The 19,309-nt window shown below is 44.6% G+C and carries 17 protein-coding genes; 10 read left to right on the forward strand and 7 right to left on the reverse strand.

The annotated features are described in order from the left end of the window. Positions 1-104 precede the first annotated feature (104 nt). The 3 genes from G460_RS0112190 to G460_RS0112200 are packed head-to-tail and all read left to right on the forward strand — an operon-like array spanning position 105 to position 2,968. Positions 105-1,241, forward strand: coding sequence for a Re/Si-specific NAD(P)(+) transhydrogenase subunit alpha (locus tag G460_RS0112190; RefSeq protein ID WP_026955612.1), 1,137 nt, complete (start codon positions 105-107; stop codon positions 1,239-1,241). A 2-nt stretch (positions 1,242-1,243) separates the two neighbouring features. Beyond that, complete coding sequence (locus G460_RS0112195) at positions 1,244-1,555, forward strand: NAD(P) transhydrogenase subunit alpha part 2 (RefSeq protein ID WP_026955613.1); 312 nt, start codon at positions 1,244-1,246, stop codon at positions 1,553-1,555. A 3-nt stretch (positions 1,556-1,558) separates the two neighbouring features. Then, positions 1,559-2,968 (forward strand): NAD(P)(+) transhydrogenase (Re/Si-specific) subunit beta, encoded by a 1,410-nt coding sequence (locus G460_RS0112200; protein ID WP_035464395.1) that lies wholly within the window; start codon positions 1,559-1,561, stop codon positions 2,966-2,968. Position 2,969: 1 nt separating this feature from the next. Here G460_RS0112200 and G460_RS0112205 read toward each other — a convergent pair whose 3' ends face one another. The 3 genes from G460_RS0112205 to G460_RS0112215 form a co-directional block, all read right to left on the reverse strand. Continuing rightward, entirely contained in the window at positions 2,970-3,338 is a 369-nt protein-coding gene (locus tag G460_RS0112205) for a transmembrane 220 family protein (protein ID WP_026955615.1), read from the reverse strand. Between the two features lie 113 nt (positions 3,339-3,451). Further along, a complete protein-coding gene (locus tag G460_RS0112210) occupies positions 3,452-5,788 on the reverse strand; it encodes a patatin-like phospholipase family protein (protein ID WP_026955616.1) in 2,337 nt (778 codons plus the stop codon). A 6-nt stretch (positions 5,789-5,794) separates the two neighbouring features. Continuing rightward, complete coding sequence (locus tag G460_RS0112215; protein ID WP_026955617.1) at positions 5,795-7,222, reverse strand: amidohydrolase; 1,428 nt, start codon at positions 7,220-7,222, stop codon at positions 5,795-5,797. Between the two features lie 256 nt (positions 7,223-7,478). Between G460_RS0112215 and G460_RS0112220 the strand changes: the two genes are divergently transcribed. Then, a complete protein-coding gene (locus G460_RS0112220; RefSeq protein ID WP_035464396.1) occupies positions 7,479-8,468 on the forward strand; it encodes a c-type cytochrome in 990 nt (329 codons plus the stop codon). Position 8,469: 1 nt separating this feature from the next. On the opposite strand, the gene G460_RS0112225 is transcribed toward G460_RS0112220, so the two are convergent. Further along, on the reverse strand, positions 8,470-9,219 hold the full coding sequence (locus tag G460_RS0112225) for a DeoR/GlpR family DNA-binding transcription regulator (RefSeq protein WP_026955619.1): 750 nt from the start codon (positions 9,217-9,219) through the stop codon (positions 8,470-8,472). Between the two features lie 160 nt (positions 9,220-9,379). On the opposite strand from G460_RS0112225, the gene G460_RS0112230 reads away from it, so the two are divergent. Genes G460_RS0112230 through G460_RS0112255 form a run of 6 tightly spaced genes read left to right on the forward strand, consistent with a single transcriptional unit; the run spans position 9,380 to position 15,756 of the window. Beyond that, complete coding sequence (locus G460_RS0112230; protein ID WP_026955620.1) at positions 9,380-10,042, forward strand: N-acetylmuramoyl-L-alanine amidase; 663 nt, start codon at positions 9,380-9,382, stop codon at positions 10,040-10,042. A 3-nt stretch (positions 10,043-10,045) separates the two neighbouring features. Next, positions 10,046-11,692, forward strand: a complete 1,647-nt coding sequence (locus G460_RS0112235) for a glycoside hydrolase family 10-like protein (RefSeq protein ID WP_026955621.1) — start codon at positions 10,046-10,048, stop codon at positions 11,690-11,692. Then, complete coding sequence (locus G460_RS0112240; protein ID WP_026955622.1) at positions 11,689-12,168, forward strand: GNAT family N-acetyltransferase; 480 nt, start codon at positions 11,689-11,691, stop codon at positions 12,166-12,168. Before G460_RS0112235 ends, G460_RS0112240 begins: the two co-directional genes overlap by 4 nt. Next, positions 12,165-13,430, forward strand: a complete 1,266-nt coding sequence (locus tag G460_RS0112245; protein WP_026955623.1) for an MFS transporter — start codon at positions 12,165-12,167, stop codon at positions 13,428-13,430. Before G460_RS0112240 ends, G460_RS0112245 begins: the two co-directional genes overlap by 4 nt. Positions 13,431-13,483: 53 nt before the next feature. Further along, a complete protein-coding gene (locus G460_RS21845) occupies positions 13,484-14,974 on the forward strand; it encodes a glycoside hydrolase family 3 protein (protein WP_035464397.1) in 1,491 nt (496 codons plus the stop codon). Positions 14,975-15,033: 59 nt separating this feature from the next. Beyond that, the gene (locus tag G460_RS0112255) at positions 15,034-15,756 is read left to right on the forward strand and encodes a carbon-nitrogen hydrolase family protein (protein ID WP_026955624.1); all 723 of its coding nucleotides are present in this window, start codon (positions 15,034-15,036) and stop codon (positions 15,754-15,756) included. Positions 15,757-15,913: 157 nt separating this feature from the next. On the opposite strand, the gene G460_RS0112260 is transcribed toward G460_RS0112255, so the two are convergent. The 3 genes from G460_RS0112260 to G460_RS0112270 all read right to left on the reverse strand — a co-directional run bounded on the left by G460_RS0112260 (position 15,914) and on the right by G460_RS0112270 (position 19,281). Continuing rightward, positions 15,914-16,504 carry a DUF4142 domain-containing protein gene (locus G460_RS0112260; protein ID WP_084421270.1) on the reverse strand — a complete coding sequence of 197 codons (591 nt, stop codon included), beginning with the start codon at positions 16,502-16,504 and terminating at the stop codon, positions 15,914-15,916. Between the two features lie 170 nt (positions 16,505-16,674). Beyond that, positions 16,675-17,811: an aldose epimerase family protein gene (locus tag G460_RS0112265; protein ID WP_026955626.1), complete on the reverse strand. Its 1,137-nt coding sequence runs from the start codon at positions 17,809-17,811 to the stop codon at positions 16,675-16,677. Between the two features lie 99 nt (positions 17,812-17,910). Then, on the reverse strand, positions 17,911-19,281 hold the full coding sequence (locus G460_RS0112270; RefSeq protein ID WP_051316033.1) for an amidohydrolase family protein: 1,371 nt from the start codon (positions 19,279-19,281) through the stop codon (positions 17,911-17,913). Positions 19,282-19,309 lie beyond the last annotated feature (28 nt).

The following is a 19,309-nucleotide window of genomic DNA, read 5'->3' on the forward strand; positions in this document are numbered from 1 at the left end:
GGAATTGCCTTAGACCTCCACCCATTTCTTCCAATTTTTCAGCCCTGCATTTTTTCATCAACTAAAAACCCTTAAATTCAAGGAATTAGATCAAATCATCCTCCATGACAATTGGCCTTTTGAAAGAGCCCGATCATGAAAGTCGGGTAGCGCTACTTCCAGAAAGTGTAAAAAATCTCGTGAATTTGAAGGTAGATGTTTGGGTGGAAACCCGAGCAGGCCAAAAGGCTTTTTCCTCTGATGAAGCCTATGTGACTGCTGGCGCAAAGGTCCATTCGCGGGCGGATACCCTCCAAGCAGATGTCATTCTGGGCATTTATCCTCCAAGCGATTCTGAAATTGACAGGATTCAAGCTCATCAAGTCCTAATTTGCCTTTTCAATCCGCTTGCTAACAAAGCACTTGTGGACACATTCTTACAAAAAGGGATCACGACTTTTTCGATGGACAATGTCCCCCGAACGACCAGAGCTCAGGCCATGGACATTCTATCTTCCATGGCAACTGTAGCTGGCTACAAAGCCGTCCTTTTGGCAGCGAGTCATTCGCCTAGATTCTTCCCTATGTTTATGACTGCAGCAGGAAGTATCATCCCTTCCAAAGTATTGGTTTTGGGTGCCGGTGTAGCCGGACTTCAAGCCATCGCTACAGCCAGAAGACTCGGAGCAGTAGTGGAAGCATTTGATGTTAGAGCTGCCGCCGAAGAAGAAGTGAAAAGCTTGGGGGCCAAATTCGTCAAAGTCGAAGGCGCGCAAGATGACAAAGGCGCTGGAGGCTATGCTGTCGAGCAATCGGAAGAATTCAAAGCCAAGCAGCAGGCACTCATCCAAGAGCACGCTACGAAATCCAACATTATTATCTGTACGGCTCAGATTCCAGGAAGGAAAGCACCACTCTTGATCACGGAAGACACGGTCAAAAATATGGATTCAGGCTCTGTAATCGTAGATCTGGCGGCAAGTACTGGAGGCAACTGTGAACTGACCGAGAATAATCAAATCTGTCAAAAAGAAGGAGTGACCATCATTGGAGACTCAAACCTATCCTCTAGCATGCCACTAGATGCCAGCAAAATGTACGGCAAAAATATGGTCAACTTTCTGAAATTAATCATTGGCCCAGAAGGAGAATTAAACCTAAACTGGCAAGATGATATCGTCCTGAACACTTGCGTGACCCATCAAGGTCAAGTCCAAAGTCCCCGTGTAAAATCCACTCTTTACCCATCAGAAACTGTCTAGTCATGGAAGAAATTTTAAGTCTCTTTTACGAAAACCGTGAATTCATTTTCCTCATTGTTGTATCTGTTTTCTTGGGCATTGAAGTCATATCCAATGTTCCTGCGGTCTTGCATACCCCACTGATGTCCGGTGCCAATGCCATCCATGGAGTGGTGATTATCGGTTCGATTATTATCATGCTTCAGGCAGACCCCGCCAACTATTACGCCTTGATTTTGGGCTTTATCGCCGTGGTTTTAGGGACACTCAACGTGGTCGGAGGATTTGTGGTGACCAACCGAATGCTGGAAATGTTTAAAAAGAAATCCAAGTAATCCATGACAGAACTTTTAGGACTCAGCATTCTCGAGCTTTGCTACATTGTAGCTTCGATTACTTTCATTTTAGGATTAAAAATGCTTTCCAGCCCAGACAAGGCTCGAAAAGGAAATCTAATCGCTGGTTATGGAATGGGTTTGGCGATCTTCGCTACCATCTTTTTCAAAGAAGAACTCACTTCTGACAAATGGTTGAATTATACCTTGATTGTTTCTGGATTGATCGTAGGAACAGTCATCGGAACTCGGATGGCGCTGAAAGTAAAGATGACCGCCATGCCTCAGATGGTTTCTTTCTTCAATGGAATGGGAGGGGCCTGTGCAGGAGTGATTTCTTTGGTTGAGTTTGACCATTTGAGGCACAATCAAAATCCGGAAACAGGGATGCTCATCGTCATTCTTTTGGGATTGATCATCGGTTCGGTTTCTTTCTCCGGATCTATGATCGCCTATGGCAAACTGGAAGGTAAAATAAATGACAAAGCACTTCCAGGCGGACAAATCATCAATATTATTTTACTTCTGGCTCTTTTCGGATTAGCCATTTGGATGAGTTTTGCAGGTAGCCTGAGTCCTACGCTATTGTATACCCTTTTAGCGATATCCCTGCTTTACGGGATCTTGTTCGTCATGCCAATCGGAGGAGCGGATATGCCTGTAGTGATTTCACTTCTGAACAGTTTCACGGGTATGGCAGCAGCTTTTGGTGGGTTTCTATATGGAAATCAGGCGATGTTGACCGGAGGGATTTTGGTAGGTTCTGCGGGCACGATTTTGACAGTCTTGATGTGTACTGCCATGAATCGGTCCCTCACCAATGTAATCATCGGTTCATTTGGAGGGAGTAATTCGAGCTCCACAAAATCAGGAGAACAGGGAACTGTCAAGGAAATCTCCGTGACAGATGCTGCCATTTTGCTAGCCTATGCGAATAAAGTCAGCGTAGTGCCGGGATATGGACTCGCTGTGGCTCAAGCACAGCATACCATACACAATTTGGAGAAAATACTGGAGGAGAAAGGGGTAGACATGACCTATGCCATCCATCCTGTAGCCGGAAGAATGCCGGGTCACATGAATGTACTTTTAGCCGAAGCTGATGTCCCCTATCCAAAATTACTGGAAATGGAAGATGCCAATGAAGACATGGGCAGTACCGATGTGGTCTTGGTAATCGGCGCCAATGACGTGATCAACCCCGCAGCAGAAACGGACGCCAACAGCCCCATCTTTGGAATGCCTGTGGTAAAGGTTTGGAATGCCAAAAACAGCATCGTACTCAAACGATCCATGGGAAAAGGCTATGCAGGAATCGAAAATGAATTATTCTTTCACAACAAAAACCGAATGCTTTTTGGGGATGCCAAAGACTCTTTGGAAAAACTGATCGCTGAAGTCAAAAACCTATAAGCTACGCTTTGGTTTTCCAAGATCTGATCAAGCCAGGCAGCATCACGACAGCCACAATCAGCAAACCGAAAGACTCTCGCCCTTCTTCCATTTCGGGAGTCTTCATAGTCAAATCTCCCTGCTCCACTTCCTGACCTATCCATCCGCTCACTGAGTCAGGCCAGAAATACACAGACCCAACCAAACAAGCAATCACAACTACGGTCAGTGGAATTTTGGGAAAAATCCCACGAACAGCCAAAAGACAAAAAATAATAGCAACTACGTAAATACTCACCCACACTTCGGGGTCTGGATCATTGAACTGCCAAAACGCAAAGAGGGCAAACAATACCGCCCAAATACCATAGAAAATTTTTGAAAACTTCATGTTAAGCTTATTCTTATTGGGAATGAAAGAGTGGCCTTAATCAGGACTTCATCAAATCGCCTTCAATTTATGCGAATTGACCTTCTAGCCCAAACTGATTTTTATCATTTCCGTCAGCGGTCGGTGTAGTTGAAGGACAAACCGACTGATACATAGGTCCTCAGCTTGTGATCTGAAGTATTGGAACTCATGCCCAAGGTGATGGGCCCTAGCAATGACTGATAAGAAACATCCGCTCCAAATCCCAAATAGTCATTTTCGAATCGAAACTCGGAGTCATCCACCACATCTTTCAAGGGATTCGAATTGGAAAAGCCCAAGTAATTCACCCCTCCTCGTAAATAGATTTTTTTTGCAGGGATCACCTGCACATCCATGCCCACTTTGGCAAAATTGGAAGCCGCCACTTCGCCATAGTTAAGCCCCCAAAAACTGGTGTTATTAAAACGCACTAGCTGATACCCACCGATAAAAAATTCTTTGTAAGTCTTCTCATCAGATCCTCCGGAAAGAGTCAAGCCAAAAGAACCAGAGGGTTTGATCTGAAAACCATTGGAAAGGGAAAGAAACTTGGAATAGCGCCCAAACAAAGCCCCATAAGGAGATGGCACCTGCGCCTGAATCAAAGACTCCATCACATCTTTCGGCACTGGAAATATCACATTGTCAATATTCAAATAGAGGGTATCTACTCCAGCCTTCAGGTTTATTTTCAGCCAGTTTTTCATCCGAAACTCTCCCTCCAAGAGCGCCTCAGCTCCACGAGTCGGGAAGTTTCTATCATTTTGTGAATTGCGATAATAGCGAGCCCTAGCTCCTAAATAAGTCTCAACCCCATTTTTCAGTTCTTCGGGGAATGTCACATCAAATAGATACCGTGATTTTTCGGTATCGTAGACCATTCCAAGTAGAAATGACTGTTTCAGTGAATTGGTGCTTATTACTTGTGCCTCCAGCCGGGTAGTCCTCAGCACATTGACTTCGCTTTTGCGTCCTTCATCATAAGATGGAAACTCTTGCCTCAAAAAATTCCCTCTTAAATTAAAGGCGAAATTTTTCTTCTGCCCCAAGTATTTGTAATGATCAAATCGAAATTTAGGGTTTTCGGACACATCCAACAGGAAGACTGTCCGGGAAGATCTTCCAAGCCAGTTTCGGATCGTCAGATTGGTCAGCAGTCCTGCCGAGAAAATATTATCATAGTGAATCGCCAAGGAAATATTGGTAGGTGTTTTTTCTTTGGTACGAACCATCAGATCGTAGCTGCCATTTCCTACTGGGTTTAGATTATAGTCTACTTTTCTGAATCCATTCAGTCCATAAACCTGCCGAACTGACTCTCTCACCCGGTCACGGTCTACCGTTTCACCGGGCTTGATTTCCAGCTTGGATTTGATAAAATCCTCTGAAAACAAGCGATTTCCCAATACTTTCACACTATCTATGCGGATAGAGTCCGACACCGGCGTCACCGTAAAAGCCAGCCCATGTAAGCCCAAACTGTCAGCAGCCATTTTAAATTTTTCCAGATTCAGCTCACCAGCCTCATCGCCCATTTTTAGGATTTGATCAAAATCACCAAAACTGCCGGTACTGAAATTCCCCAAATCCGGTTTGATGTAAATATCCGTGCTGTCGATATTGACCATCGTTTTTCGGATCGACTCTGCCATTGCGATCTGCATCAGGATACCTCCGAATCCTCCCAGGTTTTCTACTCCTTGGAATTCTTCGCTACTCACATTGACCCCGATGACAAAATCCGCTCCCATTTGCCGGACCACGTCTACAGGAAAATTGTCTACGACTCCTCCATCCACTACTGTGGTGCTGTCCAAATCAAAAGCTGAAAATGCTGTGGGAATCGCTATACTGGACCGAATGGCATCATGTAAACTTCCCCCGTCGAACACGATAGGACTACCGGACATAATATCCGTAGCCACACATCGAAAAGGGATCGGAAAATCATCAAACGATTCGTATTGAAGCGCGGGCCAAGTATAATAATGGAGTACCTCAGAGAGCACTTGCCCCTCTATCAAGCCGGAGGGCAAAGAAAGTTTCCCATTGACATAAGGCACCTCCAGCAAGTAGCGGTTGTAATACTCCTTTTCTTCGAAAGCAATATCCTTGAAATCTACCCGATTGGAAATAATCAAGTCCCAATTCATGGAGCGGATGATCTTTTCCAGCTCATCGGCATTGTAGCCCAAGGCATACAGGCCTCCGACCACAGACCCCATGCTGGTACCTACGACGTAGTCGGGTTTGATTCCTGCTTTCTCCATAGCTCTGATAATTCCAACATGCGCCATCCCTTTGGCTCCACCGCCACTCAGGACTAGACCGATTTTGGTCTTCTGCTCCACCTGCTGCGCAAACACAAATTGGAAACAAGCTAATCCCATCAGCAGAATAGGGATTAGCTTGAGAGCCTTTTGGGTCATTCTTATTTATTTTCTATAATCCAAGGGAGCAGTTCTGTTTCCGACCAATGCCTCATATTCAAAACCTTCCCCCTGTCTTCTCGTCAATTCTTCCTTGGCAGCTTTAGTCACCTCAGGGTTTTTAAACAAATCCGCTGCTGTCAATGCCAATGTTTTCGCTGCCACCATCATTCCTTTTTGACCGATGCTCATCCCTCCAGCCGCTACAGCCTGCCAGGTGTGAGCCGAAGTGCCCGGGACCCAAGTAGCAGCTCCCAGACCGGCAGTAGGTACTAGCCAGCTGACATCTCCTACATCTGTAGAGCCTCCAGATCCTTTTTCCGAAACCATAAATGGTGCGATCTTGGCTGCATCTTCAGGGCTGGCTTTGACTCCAGCCGGGAAGGTACCGATGATATCCTCCGCAAATTTCTTTTCTTCTCGATCATAGTTGACTCCCCCCACCAGTTCTAGATTCTTGTGCATGACTCTCGCCAATGTCTCATTGGGCAGTAGATTATACACCCCGTTGATGATCTCGTATTCCATTCTGGTTTGTGTACCCTGAGCCGCACCTTCAGCCGCATCTACCATTTTCTTAAAGATTTCCTTGACCACCTGAGCATCTGGGTGACGTACGTAGTGATAGGATTCCGCAAAAGCAGGAACTACATTGGGAGCTTCACCTCCACGGGTAATCACATAATGCATTCGTGTCTCCTGAGGAACATGCTCTCTCATCAGGTTGACCATGAAATTCATCGCTTCTACCCCATCCAAGGCAGATTTGCCTCTCTCAGGAGCCGCTGCTGCATGGGAAGCCTCTCCATAGAATCTGAATTTGGTAGAAATATTAGCCAAAGAAGAATACGCTCCGGCAGCATTTTGAGAGCCTGGGTGCCAATGCAGCATCGCATCCACATCATCCATCAGACCTGCTCTCGCCATATAGACTTTCCCTCCGCCGCCTTCTTCGGCTGGCGTGCCATATACCCGGATAGTTCCCTGAATATTGTTTTGCTCCATCCACTCCTTGACAGAAATGCCGGCGGCTACAGATGCTGTTCCAAACAGGTGATGTCCACAAGCATGTCCGGCACCTCCTTCTACGACCGGCTCCCGGAAGGGCACTGCTTGTTGAGAAACACCCGGCAAAGCATCGAATTCTGCCATGATTCCGATGACTGGACTTCCCTGTCCATATTCGGCAACAAAGGCAGTAGGAATATCCGCCACTCCTGCTTTCACCGCAAACCCGGCATCCTGAAGCGTCTTTTGCAGCAAAGTAGAAGACTCAGTTTCTAAGTATCCAAGTTCAGGATTGGACCAGATTTGTTTAGAAATCGTCCCATAAAAGGCCGCCTTTTCTTCCAAGCCCGTAAGGATTCCTTGATCTTGACCATAGCCAAATCCGACTACTCCAAGGAGACAAATCAAAGTATAAAGTTTTTTCATAAGGTTGGTTTGAAGCTTTTTATAGCTCTTGTTTAGTTGATATTGAAAAATAGATTGAAATAGACATAGACCAAAGTTTTTGGGTAAAATATGTCTTCAAAATGTCCTAAAAATCACCCAAGAAAACAAACTTAGTTTAATCCCAAATTTCATCAGAAATAGGAGTATTGAAATATAAAAGCTTAATTATCAGTAGTTTTCATTTTAATATTCCGGAATAATCACTACTTTTCATTTGGCCTAAATTATTTTTATCATGAATAGATTGTTTAAAGTTTTAGCATGGTTGGTGGGTGTTGTTTTGATCGTCTTAGTAGGAGGTTTAGCATTTTTAAATTTCACCTTCCCTAAGGTTTCCCCAGCCCCCGAACTCAGCTTTGAATATACCTCAGAACGCATAGAACGTGGTGCCTATCTCGCCAATCACGTCACTGTCTGTATGGATTGCCATTCGGCTAGGGATTTTTCGGAATTTTCTGGACCACCTACACCGGGCACTTTGGGCAAGGGAGGAGATCGCTTTGATCATGGCATGGGACTCCCCGGCACCTTTTACGCAAAAAACATCACTCCCTTTGGAATATCTGATTATAGTGATGGAGAACTGTATCGCCTGATCACCACAGGAGTCACTAATGAAAACCGCGTCATGTTTCCGCTGATGCCCTACCGCTACTATGGGGGTATGGATCCGGAAGACATCTATGACATCATAGCCTATATCCGATCTCTGAAACCAATTGAGTTTGAAGTCCCTGAATCCAAGGCTGATTTCCCAGTGAGTCTGATCATGAAGACGATCCCTCAAGACCCTCAGCCAATGGTCAAGCCATCACCTGAAGATCAGGTAGCCTACGGCAAATATTTGGTCAATGCAGCGGGATGTGTCGAGTGTCATACACCCGTGGATGCGCAGGGTATGGTAGTAGCAGATCTGGCTTTTTCTGGAGGGAGAGACTTCCCATTTCCAGGTGGTGCAGTAGTCACCAGTTCCAATATCAGCACGGATAAGCAAACAGGAATTGGCAATTGGTCTGAAGAAATGTTTGTCCAGAGATTCAAGCAATACACCGACTCCACTTATGTCAATCCAAAGGTGAATCCAGGTGAATTTAATACCATCATGCCATGGCTCATGTATGCTGGCATGAAAGAAGCTGATCTAAAAGCTATCTACGTCTATCTTCAGACATTGCCAGCTCACTCCAATTCCGTAGTGAAGTTCACCACTGGCACCCAACAATGATCTAAACCAATCGCAAATCAAACTCTCTAAACCGATCCAAGACAGGATCACTCGGGTGAAGCTCTGTGACTAAAGTATGCACCGCTGTCAGGTCACAAGTTTTGAATTTTTGGACCGAATGAAGCTTATCAGACACCGATAGGATCACTGTCTTTTTGGCAGCTCTGATCATCGCTTGTTTGACCTGGATCACCTCCCAGTCAAATTCAGTCAAGCCATGATCCGCATCCAGATAACCTGTCCCCAAAATGCATAAGTCAACTTTAAGTTGATTTAATGAGTTGACTACCGTCCCTCCGACAGCAAACTTGGCTTCGTGCAGAAGCTTCCCGCCCAGAAATATCACCTCTACATCCGGCAACTCCAAGAGCTGCATCGCGACATGTAAGCTCGGCGTAAAAACAGTCAAGGAAAGCCTTTTCGGAATCATCTTGGCTACCTCCATATTGGTCGTCCCTCCACTCATCAAGATTACCTGCCCCTCAGAAAGCAGAGACACTGTTTTCTCTGCAATTCGAATCTTTTTGGACAAGAGGTAAATATTATCATCATCCTTGCTAAAACTCATGAAGCCAAAAGAAGTCGCCCCCCCATGTACTTTTTTAAGCTTCTTTTCTTTGGCCAGTTCTTTGACATCTCTTCGCACCGTGTCAATCGAGACATTCAGCGATTCCGAAAGATCGGTCAAGAGCACACGGTGATGTAGATGGACCTGATCCAGAATGATTTTTTGTCTTTCCTCTTTGAGCATGATTGGTTGTTTGGTTTGGGAAACTAACAAAAACAGCAAAAACTTGCAAAAAGTAGCAGTGATAAAATTTTTCTAGCAAATTATTGCGATCAATTCTTCTCTTTCCCCAAAATTTCTGGGTAGTTTAGCTGGCAAAAGGAAAAGTAATTATCCTGAAAAAATGAAGAAAACCCACATTTTCAACCTCTTGCTAGGTGGAATACTGCTCGCCTGTAGCCCCAAATCCACCTTTCGAATCATCGACAAACCTATCACTTGGAATGATGAAAGGGAGCAACTTTCTCTACAATATCTGAAAGAACGCCATGGACTGGAGCAGGAAACCGCCCAAATCACTCCTCAAATCGTGGTAGTCCATTGGACTGCCATTGACAATATAGAAGTGACATTTGACGTTTTTGACTCGCCTACTTTGGGTGGCAGAGCTGATTTGACGGGAGCTAGCAATCTAAATGTTAGCAGTCAGTTTTTGATCGATCGCGATGGCACGATCTTTAGACTGCTACCGGACACTACCTTTGCCCGCCACACCATCGGGCTCAACTATTGCGCCATAGGGATAGAAAACATCGGGAGTGATGACATGCCTCTGACCAAAGCCCAACTCCAAGCCAACGAAGATCTTATCAGATATTTAAAAAGAAAATACCCAATCGACTACGTTATCGGACATCATGAGTACCAGAAATTCCAAACCACTGAACTCTGGAAAGAAGCTGACCCGGACTATCGAACAGTCAAAACAGATCCTGGGGATGAATTCATGAAAAAACTCAGAAAAAACCTGCAAGACCTTTCCCTCAAACCCATTCCTAGCCTCTAAACAATGCGTTTATCCATACGACTGCTGCTGACTGCTTTGCTTATTTCTGCTGCGCTAAGTGCATGTAAATCCAGCAAACCTTCCCAATCGGCAACTACTCCATCTCCGGGCATCAACCTTCCAAAGGACAATCAACCCAGCCAAAATCTTCCAGAAAAGAACATTCCACTCGCTTCTGTATCGCTACAGCCTCTCAATTACGCGATGCCTGAAATGCCACGAGAATTCCGGGCTGTTTGGATAGCTACTGTAGCCAATATCGACTGGCCTATTTCAGGAACCGATTCTTGGGAAAAGCAGAAGTCTGATTTCATCCAATTATTGGACTATTACAAACAGCTAAACTTCAATGCTGTCATAGTGCAGATCAGGACTGCAGGCGATGCTTTCTACCCCTCTAATCTCGCTCCTTGGTCCAAGTATTTTACAGGGAAACAAGGAAAGGCACCTCTAAGCAACGTCAACCCGCTCACCTGGATGATCAAAGAAGCTCATGACAGAGGCTTGGAGTTCCATGCCTGGCTCAATCCTTACCGGGCTACCATGGATCTCAAAACAGACGACCTCAGCCCAGAGCATGATTTTCATCAGCATCGAGACTGGATGCTTAAGTATGGCACCAAATGGTACTATGACCCGGGCCTGCCGGAGGTCAAAGAGCATCTCCTAGCCATCATTCAGGAAGTGGTAGCCAACTATGACATTGATGCCATTCATTTTGATGACTATTTCTATCCTTATCGCATTCCCAATCAGGATTTCCCAGATCGAAATTCCTTCAATCGCTACAAAAGCCCCGGTCAATCCATCGACGACTGGAGAAGACAAAATGTGAATGAATTGATTTTTGCCCTGAACAACACCATCAAAACAACCAAACCCTGGGTACAATTCGGGATTTCTCCTTTTGGTGTATGGAGAAATCAAAGCAAAGATCCCAAAGGCTCTCCAACTCAAGCCGGCCAGACCAACTATGATGACCTCTATGCAGATGTCCTATTATGGATGAAAAACGGCTGGGTGGACTATATGCTACCTCAGCTCTATTGGAGTATGGATCACCGACTGGCTTCCTACCGGAAATTGGCAGACTGGTGGTCTAATAATAGCTACAACACGCATGTTTACATCGGCAATGGCCCTTACAAAATCAGAGAGGATTCGGATGAAGCTTGGAAAAATCCTTCCGAAATCAATCAACAAGTCCACTACACTCGCACATTACCAAATATTGAAGGAAATGCATTTTTCTCAGCCAAGTCGATGTATCAGAAAAATCAAGATGTGGCCAAGCTGCTGAAAAACGAAGTATATGACAGCCCCACACTCCCTCCCTATTTCAGCCCCAAAAGCCAAACAATCATCGAAAACCCAGTGGTTTTGGCAGTGGAAACTAATCGGGAATGGACAAAAATCTCCATGGAGAAACCGCTAGATCCAGCAATCCGCTACGCGATGGTGCAGGGTGCGGACGACTTGAACCAACTCCCGCTAGCCGAGATCCACACCGTGTGGGTAGGAGGCACTCGGGCGCGCGGTCTAGAAGTAAATAGCCTCAACACCAATTATCTCGCCATCCGATGGATAGATCACTATGGCAGAATCGTACAAACCCAGGTTTTCCAAACACCTAAAAAATCGAAGCCATGAAAGACATGCTGGTGCGATTGCAGGACCTTCCTTCGGTCCTTTCACTTGAGAAATCATTAGAGAAGAAAGAAAAGATCATCTTTCGAAAAGCTATCGCCCCCGAGAAGCATCTAGTCTGCGAGTGGGTTCATCAGGAATTTGGTGACTATTGGAAATCTGAAGTAGAAGTAGCTTTCACTCGCCAGCCCATTACCTGCTGGATTGCTCAGCGGGGAAATACTCTTGTCGGTTTTGCCTGCTATGAGACTACTGCCAAAAATTTCTTCGGCCCTACCGGCACTTTGGAAAGTGAACGAGGCAAAGGCATCGGCAAAATTCTTCTGATCAAAGCACTCGAATCGCTCAAAGAAATGGGCTATGGCTATGCAATCATCGGAGGTGTAGGACCTGCGGAGTTCTATGAAAAAGTAGTTGGAGCCAAAGAAATCGAAGGATCAGAAATCAGCATTTATCAAAACCTTTTGCGAAAATCATGAGCCAAACCAGTTCCAAAAACCCTTGGCTATGGGTTCCCCCTCTTTACCTTACTGAGTCAATTCCATATGTGATCATTATTACCGTATCGGTAGTCATGTATAAGAACCTCGGAATTTCCAATGCTGACATTGGCCTTTACACCTCCTTTCTCTATCTCCCTTGGGTCATCAAACCTATCTGGAGTCCGATTTTGGAATTGGTAGGGAACAAAAAACAATGGTATCTCAGCATGCAGCTGATCCTTGCCGCGGTATTTCTAGGGGTTGGTTTGACGACAGGGCTAAATCAATTTTTCATCATCACATTAGCTTTTTTCTGGATGGGAGCTTTCGCTTCCGCTACCAATGACATCGCCTCTGACGGAATGTATCTTTTGGCACTGAAACCAGAACAACAAAGCTTCTTCGTCGGTCTCCGCAGCACCTTCTACCGTGTCGGCATGATCACTGGACAGGGACTGATCGTCATCATAGCCGGCAATTTGGAAACTTCCCTTGGCGATCCTTCCAAAGCTTGGTCCTGGACTATGATAATCGTGGCAGGCTTGATGCTGGTATTGACCTTGGTCAACTGGATCACTACTCCTACTATCAAAGAATCAAGCACTCCAAAAGAACCACACCCCAGTTTTGCTAAGGTATTTTCCACTTTTTTCAATAAGAAAAACATAGGACTTTCCTTGGCATTTGTACTTCTATATCGCCTTGGCGAATCACAATTGGTCAAGATGGCCTCACCATTTTTCTTGGACGAAAGAGCCAAAGGTGGCTTGGGGCTGAGCGTGACAGACGTTGGGTATTTATATGGCACTTTGGGAGTGATTGCTTTGCTGGCAGGAGGCATCTTAGGAGGCATTGTGATTTCCCGTGACGGACTGGGCAAGTGGATGATGCCGATGGCTTTTGCGATCAACGCACCGAATATCGGCTATGTGATTCTTTCTTGGACTATGCCCGAAGGACTCCTTAATCCTGCCATAGTCGTGATTATCGAACAATTGGGCTACGGATTTGGATTTGCTGCCTACATGATCTTTTTGATTTATCTGGCTGAAGGCCTTTTCAAAACGGCCCACTACGCCTTAGCTACAGGCTTTATGGCTATGGGAATGATGTTTCCCGGCATGCTTTCCGGCTATATCCAAGAATGGCTTGGGTATGACGGCTTCTTCGTTTGGGTCGTGATTGCGACGATTCCGAGTTTCCTGATGGCTTATTTAGCCAAGTATCCGAAGGAATTTGGCAAGAAGTCTGAAAGCTAAAGTCAGAAATCTGAAACCAATTTTTCTAATCTTCCAATTTTCGAATTGAAACAATGAACAAATCCCAAAAAATCGCCCAATGCTTTTCTCCAGCAGCATTTATTCATGATTCGGAGGAAAATTATCAGGCTATCGAAAAACTGATTTTAGAGGAAGAAATTGGCGGATTGACCTTTTTTCATAGCCGCCATTCTGCCGCTGCTAATTTTGAGAAAAGAGCGGAATCATTGGATACAGAAGGAACCTTTGAGAAGCTAATCACTCTGATCAACCGCTATCAAAAGATTTCAAAAACACCTTTGTTAATAAGCATTGATGGGGAATATGGTTTGGCGATGCGCATCGAGAACACGCCACAATACCCTTTTGCAATTTCTCTGGGAGCCCTAAAAAATGATGCTGAAAAATGGGTAGAAGAAGTGGGCTATCTCATGGGACTGGACATGAAAAAATCCGGAATCCACCTAAATCTCGCCCCCTGTGCCGATGTCAATACAAATCCTGACAATCCGGTGATCGGTTATCGTTCATTTGGCACCAATACAAAAAAAGTAGCCAAGCTCTCATTGGCAGCTTATCAGGGAATGAAAAAGGCAGGAATTGGAGCATGTTTGAAACACTTTCCCGGTCATGGAGATACGGCGGTTGATTCTCATTTGGGACTGCCAATTTTGAATAAAACAAAAGAACAGCTAGAAGCACAGGAACTCTTCCCATTTCAATACGGAATCGATCGTGGAGTAGGAATGATCATGGTTGGCCACTTGGCTGTACCTGCTTTGACTGGAGGAAAGGAAATTCCTGCCAGCATCAGCCTCGAACTGATTACCGGATTGCTCAAAGAGGAGATGGGGTTTAAAGGTTTGGTGATTTCTGATGCGCTGAATATGAAAGCCGTGGCTAAACATTTTCCGGAACCGGGAATGCTGGAATGGGAAGCATTTCAGGCCGGAAATGACATTTTATGTTTTTCAGATCATGTGAAAGAAGGAATTCAGAAAATAACTGAAAATGCCTTGGATGAGGAAGTTGATTTGGTTTTCGAGAAGGTCATGAACCTGAAAAAACAATTGGGAGTTTTCGATTTCCAGCCTTTAGATCTTCCTACCTTCGATTGGAATCAGCATTCTGAACTTCAAAGAGAGTTGGCACAAAACTATGTTTCGGTCCTTTCAGGCAAGCAGGACATTCCAAAATTGAAAGAATTAACACAATCTGGCAAGCTGGGTTATACTGAGTTTTTCACATCACAACCAAGTTTACTTTCTAAGCAACTGAACTTGCATTCTGATTCACCAGAAAAACAAATCATCGCGGTTTTTGTGCCTAGTCATAAGCCTCTGAATCAATTTGGGATGGATATGGAAACGCTAGAAAAAATCAAAAAACTAGTCAGCTCTAAGCCAAGTATTTTGGTACACTTTGGAAATCCCTTGGCGCTGAAGCACCTTGGTAATCTAGAAAATTTTGAAACCGTAGTCTGCGCCTATCAAGGATTTGAAGAAGTACAGGAAGTGGTGGCTGATATTTTGGTTAAACAATAATTCCTGATTCTTATTCTATCGGAAAAAAATAGCCTAAAACCTCCTACTTTTAACCTATTATGAAAATCAGTCTAGCTCAGATCAATCCCATCTCAGGGAATATTCCCGAAAAAATTGAGCTCCACAAAAAATGGATTGAGAAGGCTGTTTCAGCCAGTTCCGACCTGATTATTTTCCCAGAACTTTCTCTGACGGGCTACGAACCGTCCTTGGCAAAGACACTAGCCTTGGACTCTGACGACAGCAGATTGAATATTTTTCAGCAGCTCAGTGACAAGCATAAGATTGTCATTGGAGTCGGGTTGCCTACTAGATCCACCCGTGGAATTTTGATCAGCTTGCTATTTTTTCAGCCCCAGGCAAAAAGACTTCTTTATTCCAAGCAACAACTTCACTCGGATGAAAAGCCCTTTTTCATAGAGGGAAATCAACAACTCATTTTGGAAGTAAAAGGCAAAAAAATCGCCCCAGCCATTTGCTACGAATCTTTGCAGGCAAGTCACCTCCGGCATGCACATGATTTGGGGGCGGAAATTTACCTCGCATCGGTAGCCAAATCCGAGTCCGGTCTCAAAAAAGCTTTTGACCATTTTCCCGAAATGGCAAAACAATTTCAAGTTCCTATATTGATGACAAACAGCATAGGCTTTTGCGACAATTTCATGAGTGCCGGTCAAAGCGCCGTTTGGAACTCATCGGGTGAATTAGTATCGCAGCTGTCTGCCGATGAGGAAGGGCTACTGACTTTTGACACCATTTATTCGCAAATAACACCAATTTAAAATGGGCAAAAGAAAAGTTCTTTAGTTAACCAACAGCCTAATCGCACACATTGATCACAAAAAAAGTCGACTAGTATCAACTAGCCGACTTTCGGTTTTCTGACTTACTGCCTATTCTGTGGTGAGTCTGATAAGCAGTAGGGGTTGATTGTCAGTTTTAGATGTCTTCGATTTTAATCTCAGCCTCCACTAGATCAGCTTCAGTGTTATGTTTCTTAATGACATCATCCACTTTGGAAGCAAAACTTTTCAACAGGTAATTTTCCCCATTGTCTACCTCATTGGCCAAAGCTGAACGAAGATTATCATTGATTTCCTGCTGACTGTTGATAAACTCCATATCAAACTCCTCATCGCTCAATTCTGAAAGCCGATCGATTTCAGACTGGATTTCTGGAAGCACCTCTCCGGAAATTTCTACATCCTTTCCATCCACGATTCCCGTCAGCTCGATCATCGCTTCACCATGATCTTCGGAGATCATAGTCGCGTATTCCTGCACCGAATCATCCTGACCTTTGACACTGGCCAATTGTCCGAGCGCAATTTGACCATTGAAAGACTGAGATACCGCTATTGCAAAATTCCGATCTTGCTCATTGATTGTGTCAACGATAGGCTCATCGTCTTCATTTTCACAAGCGGTAAATCCGGCTACAGCAAAAGCCGACAGCAACAACATCCCAGAAATTCTTGCCTTTCTTTTGATTTGAGATGTGGCGCGGTTTAAAACAGTTAACTTTTTCATAAGTGATAGTTGGTTAATAATTGTATCACCTAGTTGACAAGGACTGTTCCAAGCGCCTCAAATCATCATATCAGGCATTTTCGCAGCAAACACATGGACCAAGGGTAGAAAAAAATCCTCACATTGCCCTTTTATTCCCACTTCCTTCTTTGGATACGGAACACTTCTGTCTATTGCTCCACAGAAAACCTATACTCTATCAAGTGCTCGTACTTTTCACCGGGATTGAGGATTGGGCTTGGGAAATTTTCATGATTGATCGCATCTGGCCAAACCTGTGACTCCAGACAAAAGCCCCAATGCTTTTGGTAGGTTTTACCATCTGCACCTTCAAAATCACTCAGGAAATTCCCAGTATAAAACTGCACTCCCACATTATCTGAATACATATCCATGACACGGCCGCTTTCCGGATGTTTGACTTGAGCGAAATGCTTCATCTCATCCGATTGCTCTGTTTTCATCACCAAATTATGGTCAAATCCACCTTCATTGGCGGCGATTTGCTCTCCTAGGACTTTTGGAGTTCGGAAGTCGAAAGGAGTTCCAGTCACATCCTTGATTTCACCAGTTGGGATCAGCCCTTTATCTACCGGAGTATAGGCATCTGCCCAAAACTTGAACACATGATCCTGCACATCGGCTTTCACACCACTGAGATTGAAATAAGTGTGATTGGTCAAATTGAGAATCGTCTGCTGATCTGTCTCTGATTCAAACCTGATGCGTAATGTATTCGAATCGGTCAATTCCATCCACAAGGTTGTCTGTAGATTTCCGGGATAGCCTTCTTCTCCATCTGGGCTGAGGTATTCCATCTTGACTCCCACTACCGAATCATTGGAGTAGGGCTCCCCTTTCCAGACTTTTTTATTAAAGCCTTCATTTCCTCCATGGAGGTGGTTTGCGCCATCATTTGTTGCTAATTGATAGGTATTTCCATCCAAAGTAAACTTACCCGCAGCGATTCTATTGGCGACCCTTCCGGCTGTCGCCCCAAAAAACGGATTGCTTTTGGTCAAATATTCTTCGGTAGTATCAAAGGTCAAGGTCACATTCTCTTTGTTTCCATCTTTGTCCGGTGTGATGATCTTGGTGATTAGGCCTCCAAAATTGGAAAGCTCGACTTGCATTGTGCCATTGTCCAATACATAGCGGTAAACCGCTTGGCCTTGATGCTCGGCCACTTGCTCAGATTTGATCATGAGATTGGTTTCTTCTTTGATAGTTTCTTGTGTGTTTTTCTGCTGGCAGGATCCTGTAAATGCCAGAATACTAGCAGCAATAAAAATTGAGGTTAATTTCATAAGGTTTATGTTGAGACTATTGAAAATTAAGCTTGTGGGTAAATTTTCTTCCTGATCGGGAGTTTCAGATTTCAGACTTTAGATTTTAGACTTCAAATTTCACTTCCTTTCGTGATTTTTCTCGATTCGATCCAGTTCAGCTTTTAGTTTTTCCTCCGAAAGCCATTGGCCAGCCATCATCACTCCTTTTGGATTTTGGAGTGTTTTCAGGTCTTCCAAAGGATTTTTTTCTACAAGCACAAAATCCGCTGCCATTCCTTTCTTGATCATTCCCCACTCGTTTTCTTTCCCCATGTATTGGGCCGGAACGACCGAGCCTGTTTTCAAAATTTCATAATTGGACATCCCTGCCTCAGACATAAGTGCTATCTCATGCTGGATAGAAAATCCCGGGACATTGAAAACCTGAGGTGAATCTGAGGCCAAGATCATAGGAACTCCAGCTTGATGCAGTTCCAAAAAAAGCTGTCTTCGAAAAGCCAAATAAGGAGCGACATTCGCCTCATCCAGCATTCCAGCACGTTCTAGCTGCTTTTTGGTATTGACCCATTGCTGAATCAGCGGCCCTGGCAAATATTTCATTTCTGGAGCTTTTCTAAATTCTTCCGCAGGAATATAGCCAAAGTACCGATCAAAAAGAGTCAAAGTCGGAGCGATATAAGTTCCCTGGTCTAATGTTTCCTCAATCAAAGCCGGCAACTTCTCTAGTTGCACTTGCCCGACCAGCTTCAGATTAAACGGGCCTGAGGTAGTGGGGTCTATTACCAGATCTTCAGGCAAAAGCCCTTCCATGTAGCCATCCATGTGCTCTACGGATTTGAATCCACTTGCCAAGGCATTGTCAATCCCGACAGCCAAGGGTACATGTCCACCAAAAGGAATCTTAACTTCTTTGGCAGTTTTGGAAATGGCCCACATTTCGTCCAACTCAACCCCGGGATGGATTTTCAGATGATCATAGCCTGCTTGTTTTTGATCACGAACCATCTGGGCTGCCTGATCTGGACTGCTCACCGAATTACCATTGAAGGAAGGACCTGAAATAAAAACCCGAGGCCCCATCATTTCACCAGAATTGACTCTTCTTCGCAAATCCACATGGCTAGGATGTCCTAGCATACTTCTGATCCGAAGCACCCCATTGGCTAGGTACAGCCACAGCGATTCTTCTTGCAGCTGAGTACTTCCGTCATCGGCAACAGGAAGATGTGCATGAAATTCCGCCAATCCGGGATATACAAAAGCTCCTCCCCCATCTACCACCCTATCAGCACTCATTCGGGGAGTTTGAGGTCCTAGCGCTATGATTTCTTTGATTTTCCCATCGGAAACATAAATTGCCTGATTCTCCAATACCTCCTCCCCATCCATCGTTACGACATTCACATTCATCACGAGGATATCCTGCGCCAAAAGTCCACCGGCAAAAAGCCAGGCAAACACTCCAAAAAGAACTCCTTTGAATTTCATGACAGATTCATTTAGGTAATGATCTCAA

This window comes from Algoriphagus vanfongensis DSM 17529, assembly GCF_000429465.1.
Classification (GTDB): Bacteria; Bacteroidota; Bacteroidia; order Cytophagales; family Cyclobacteriaceae; genus Algoriphagus; species Algoriphagus vanfongensis.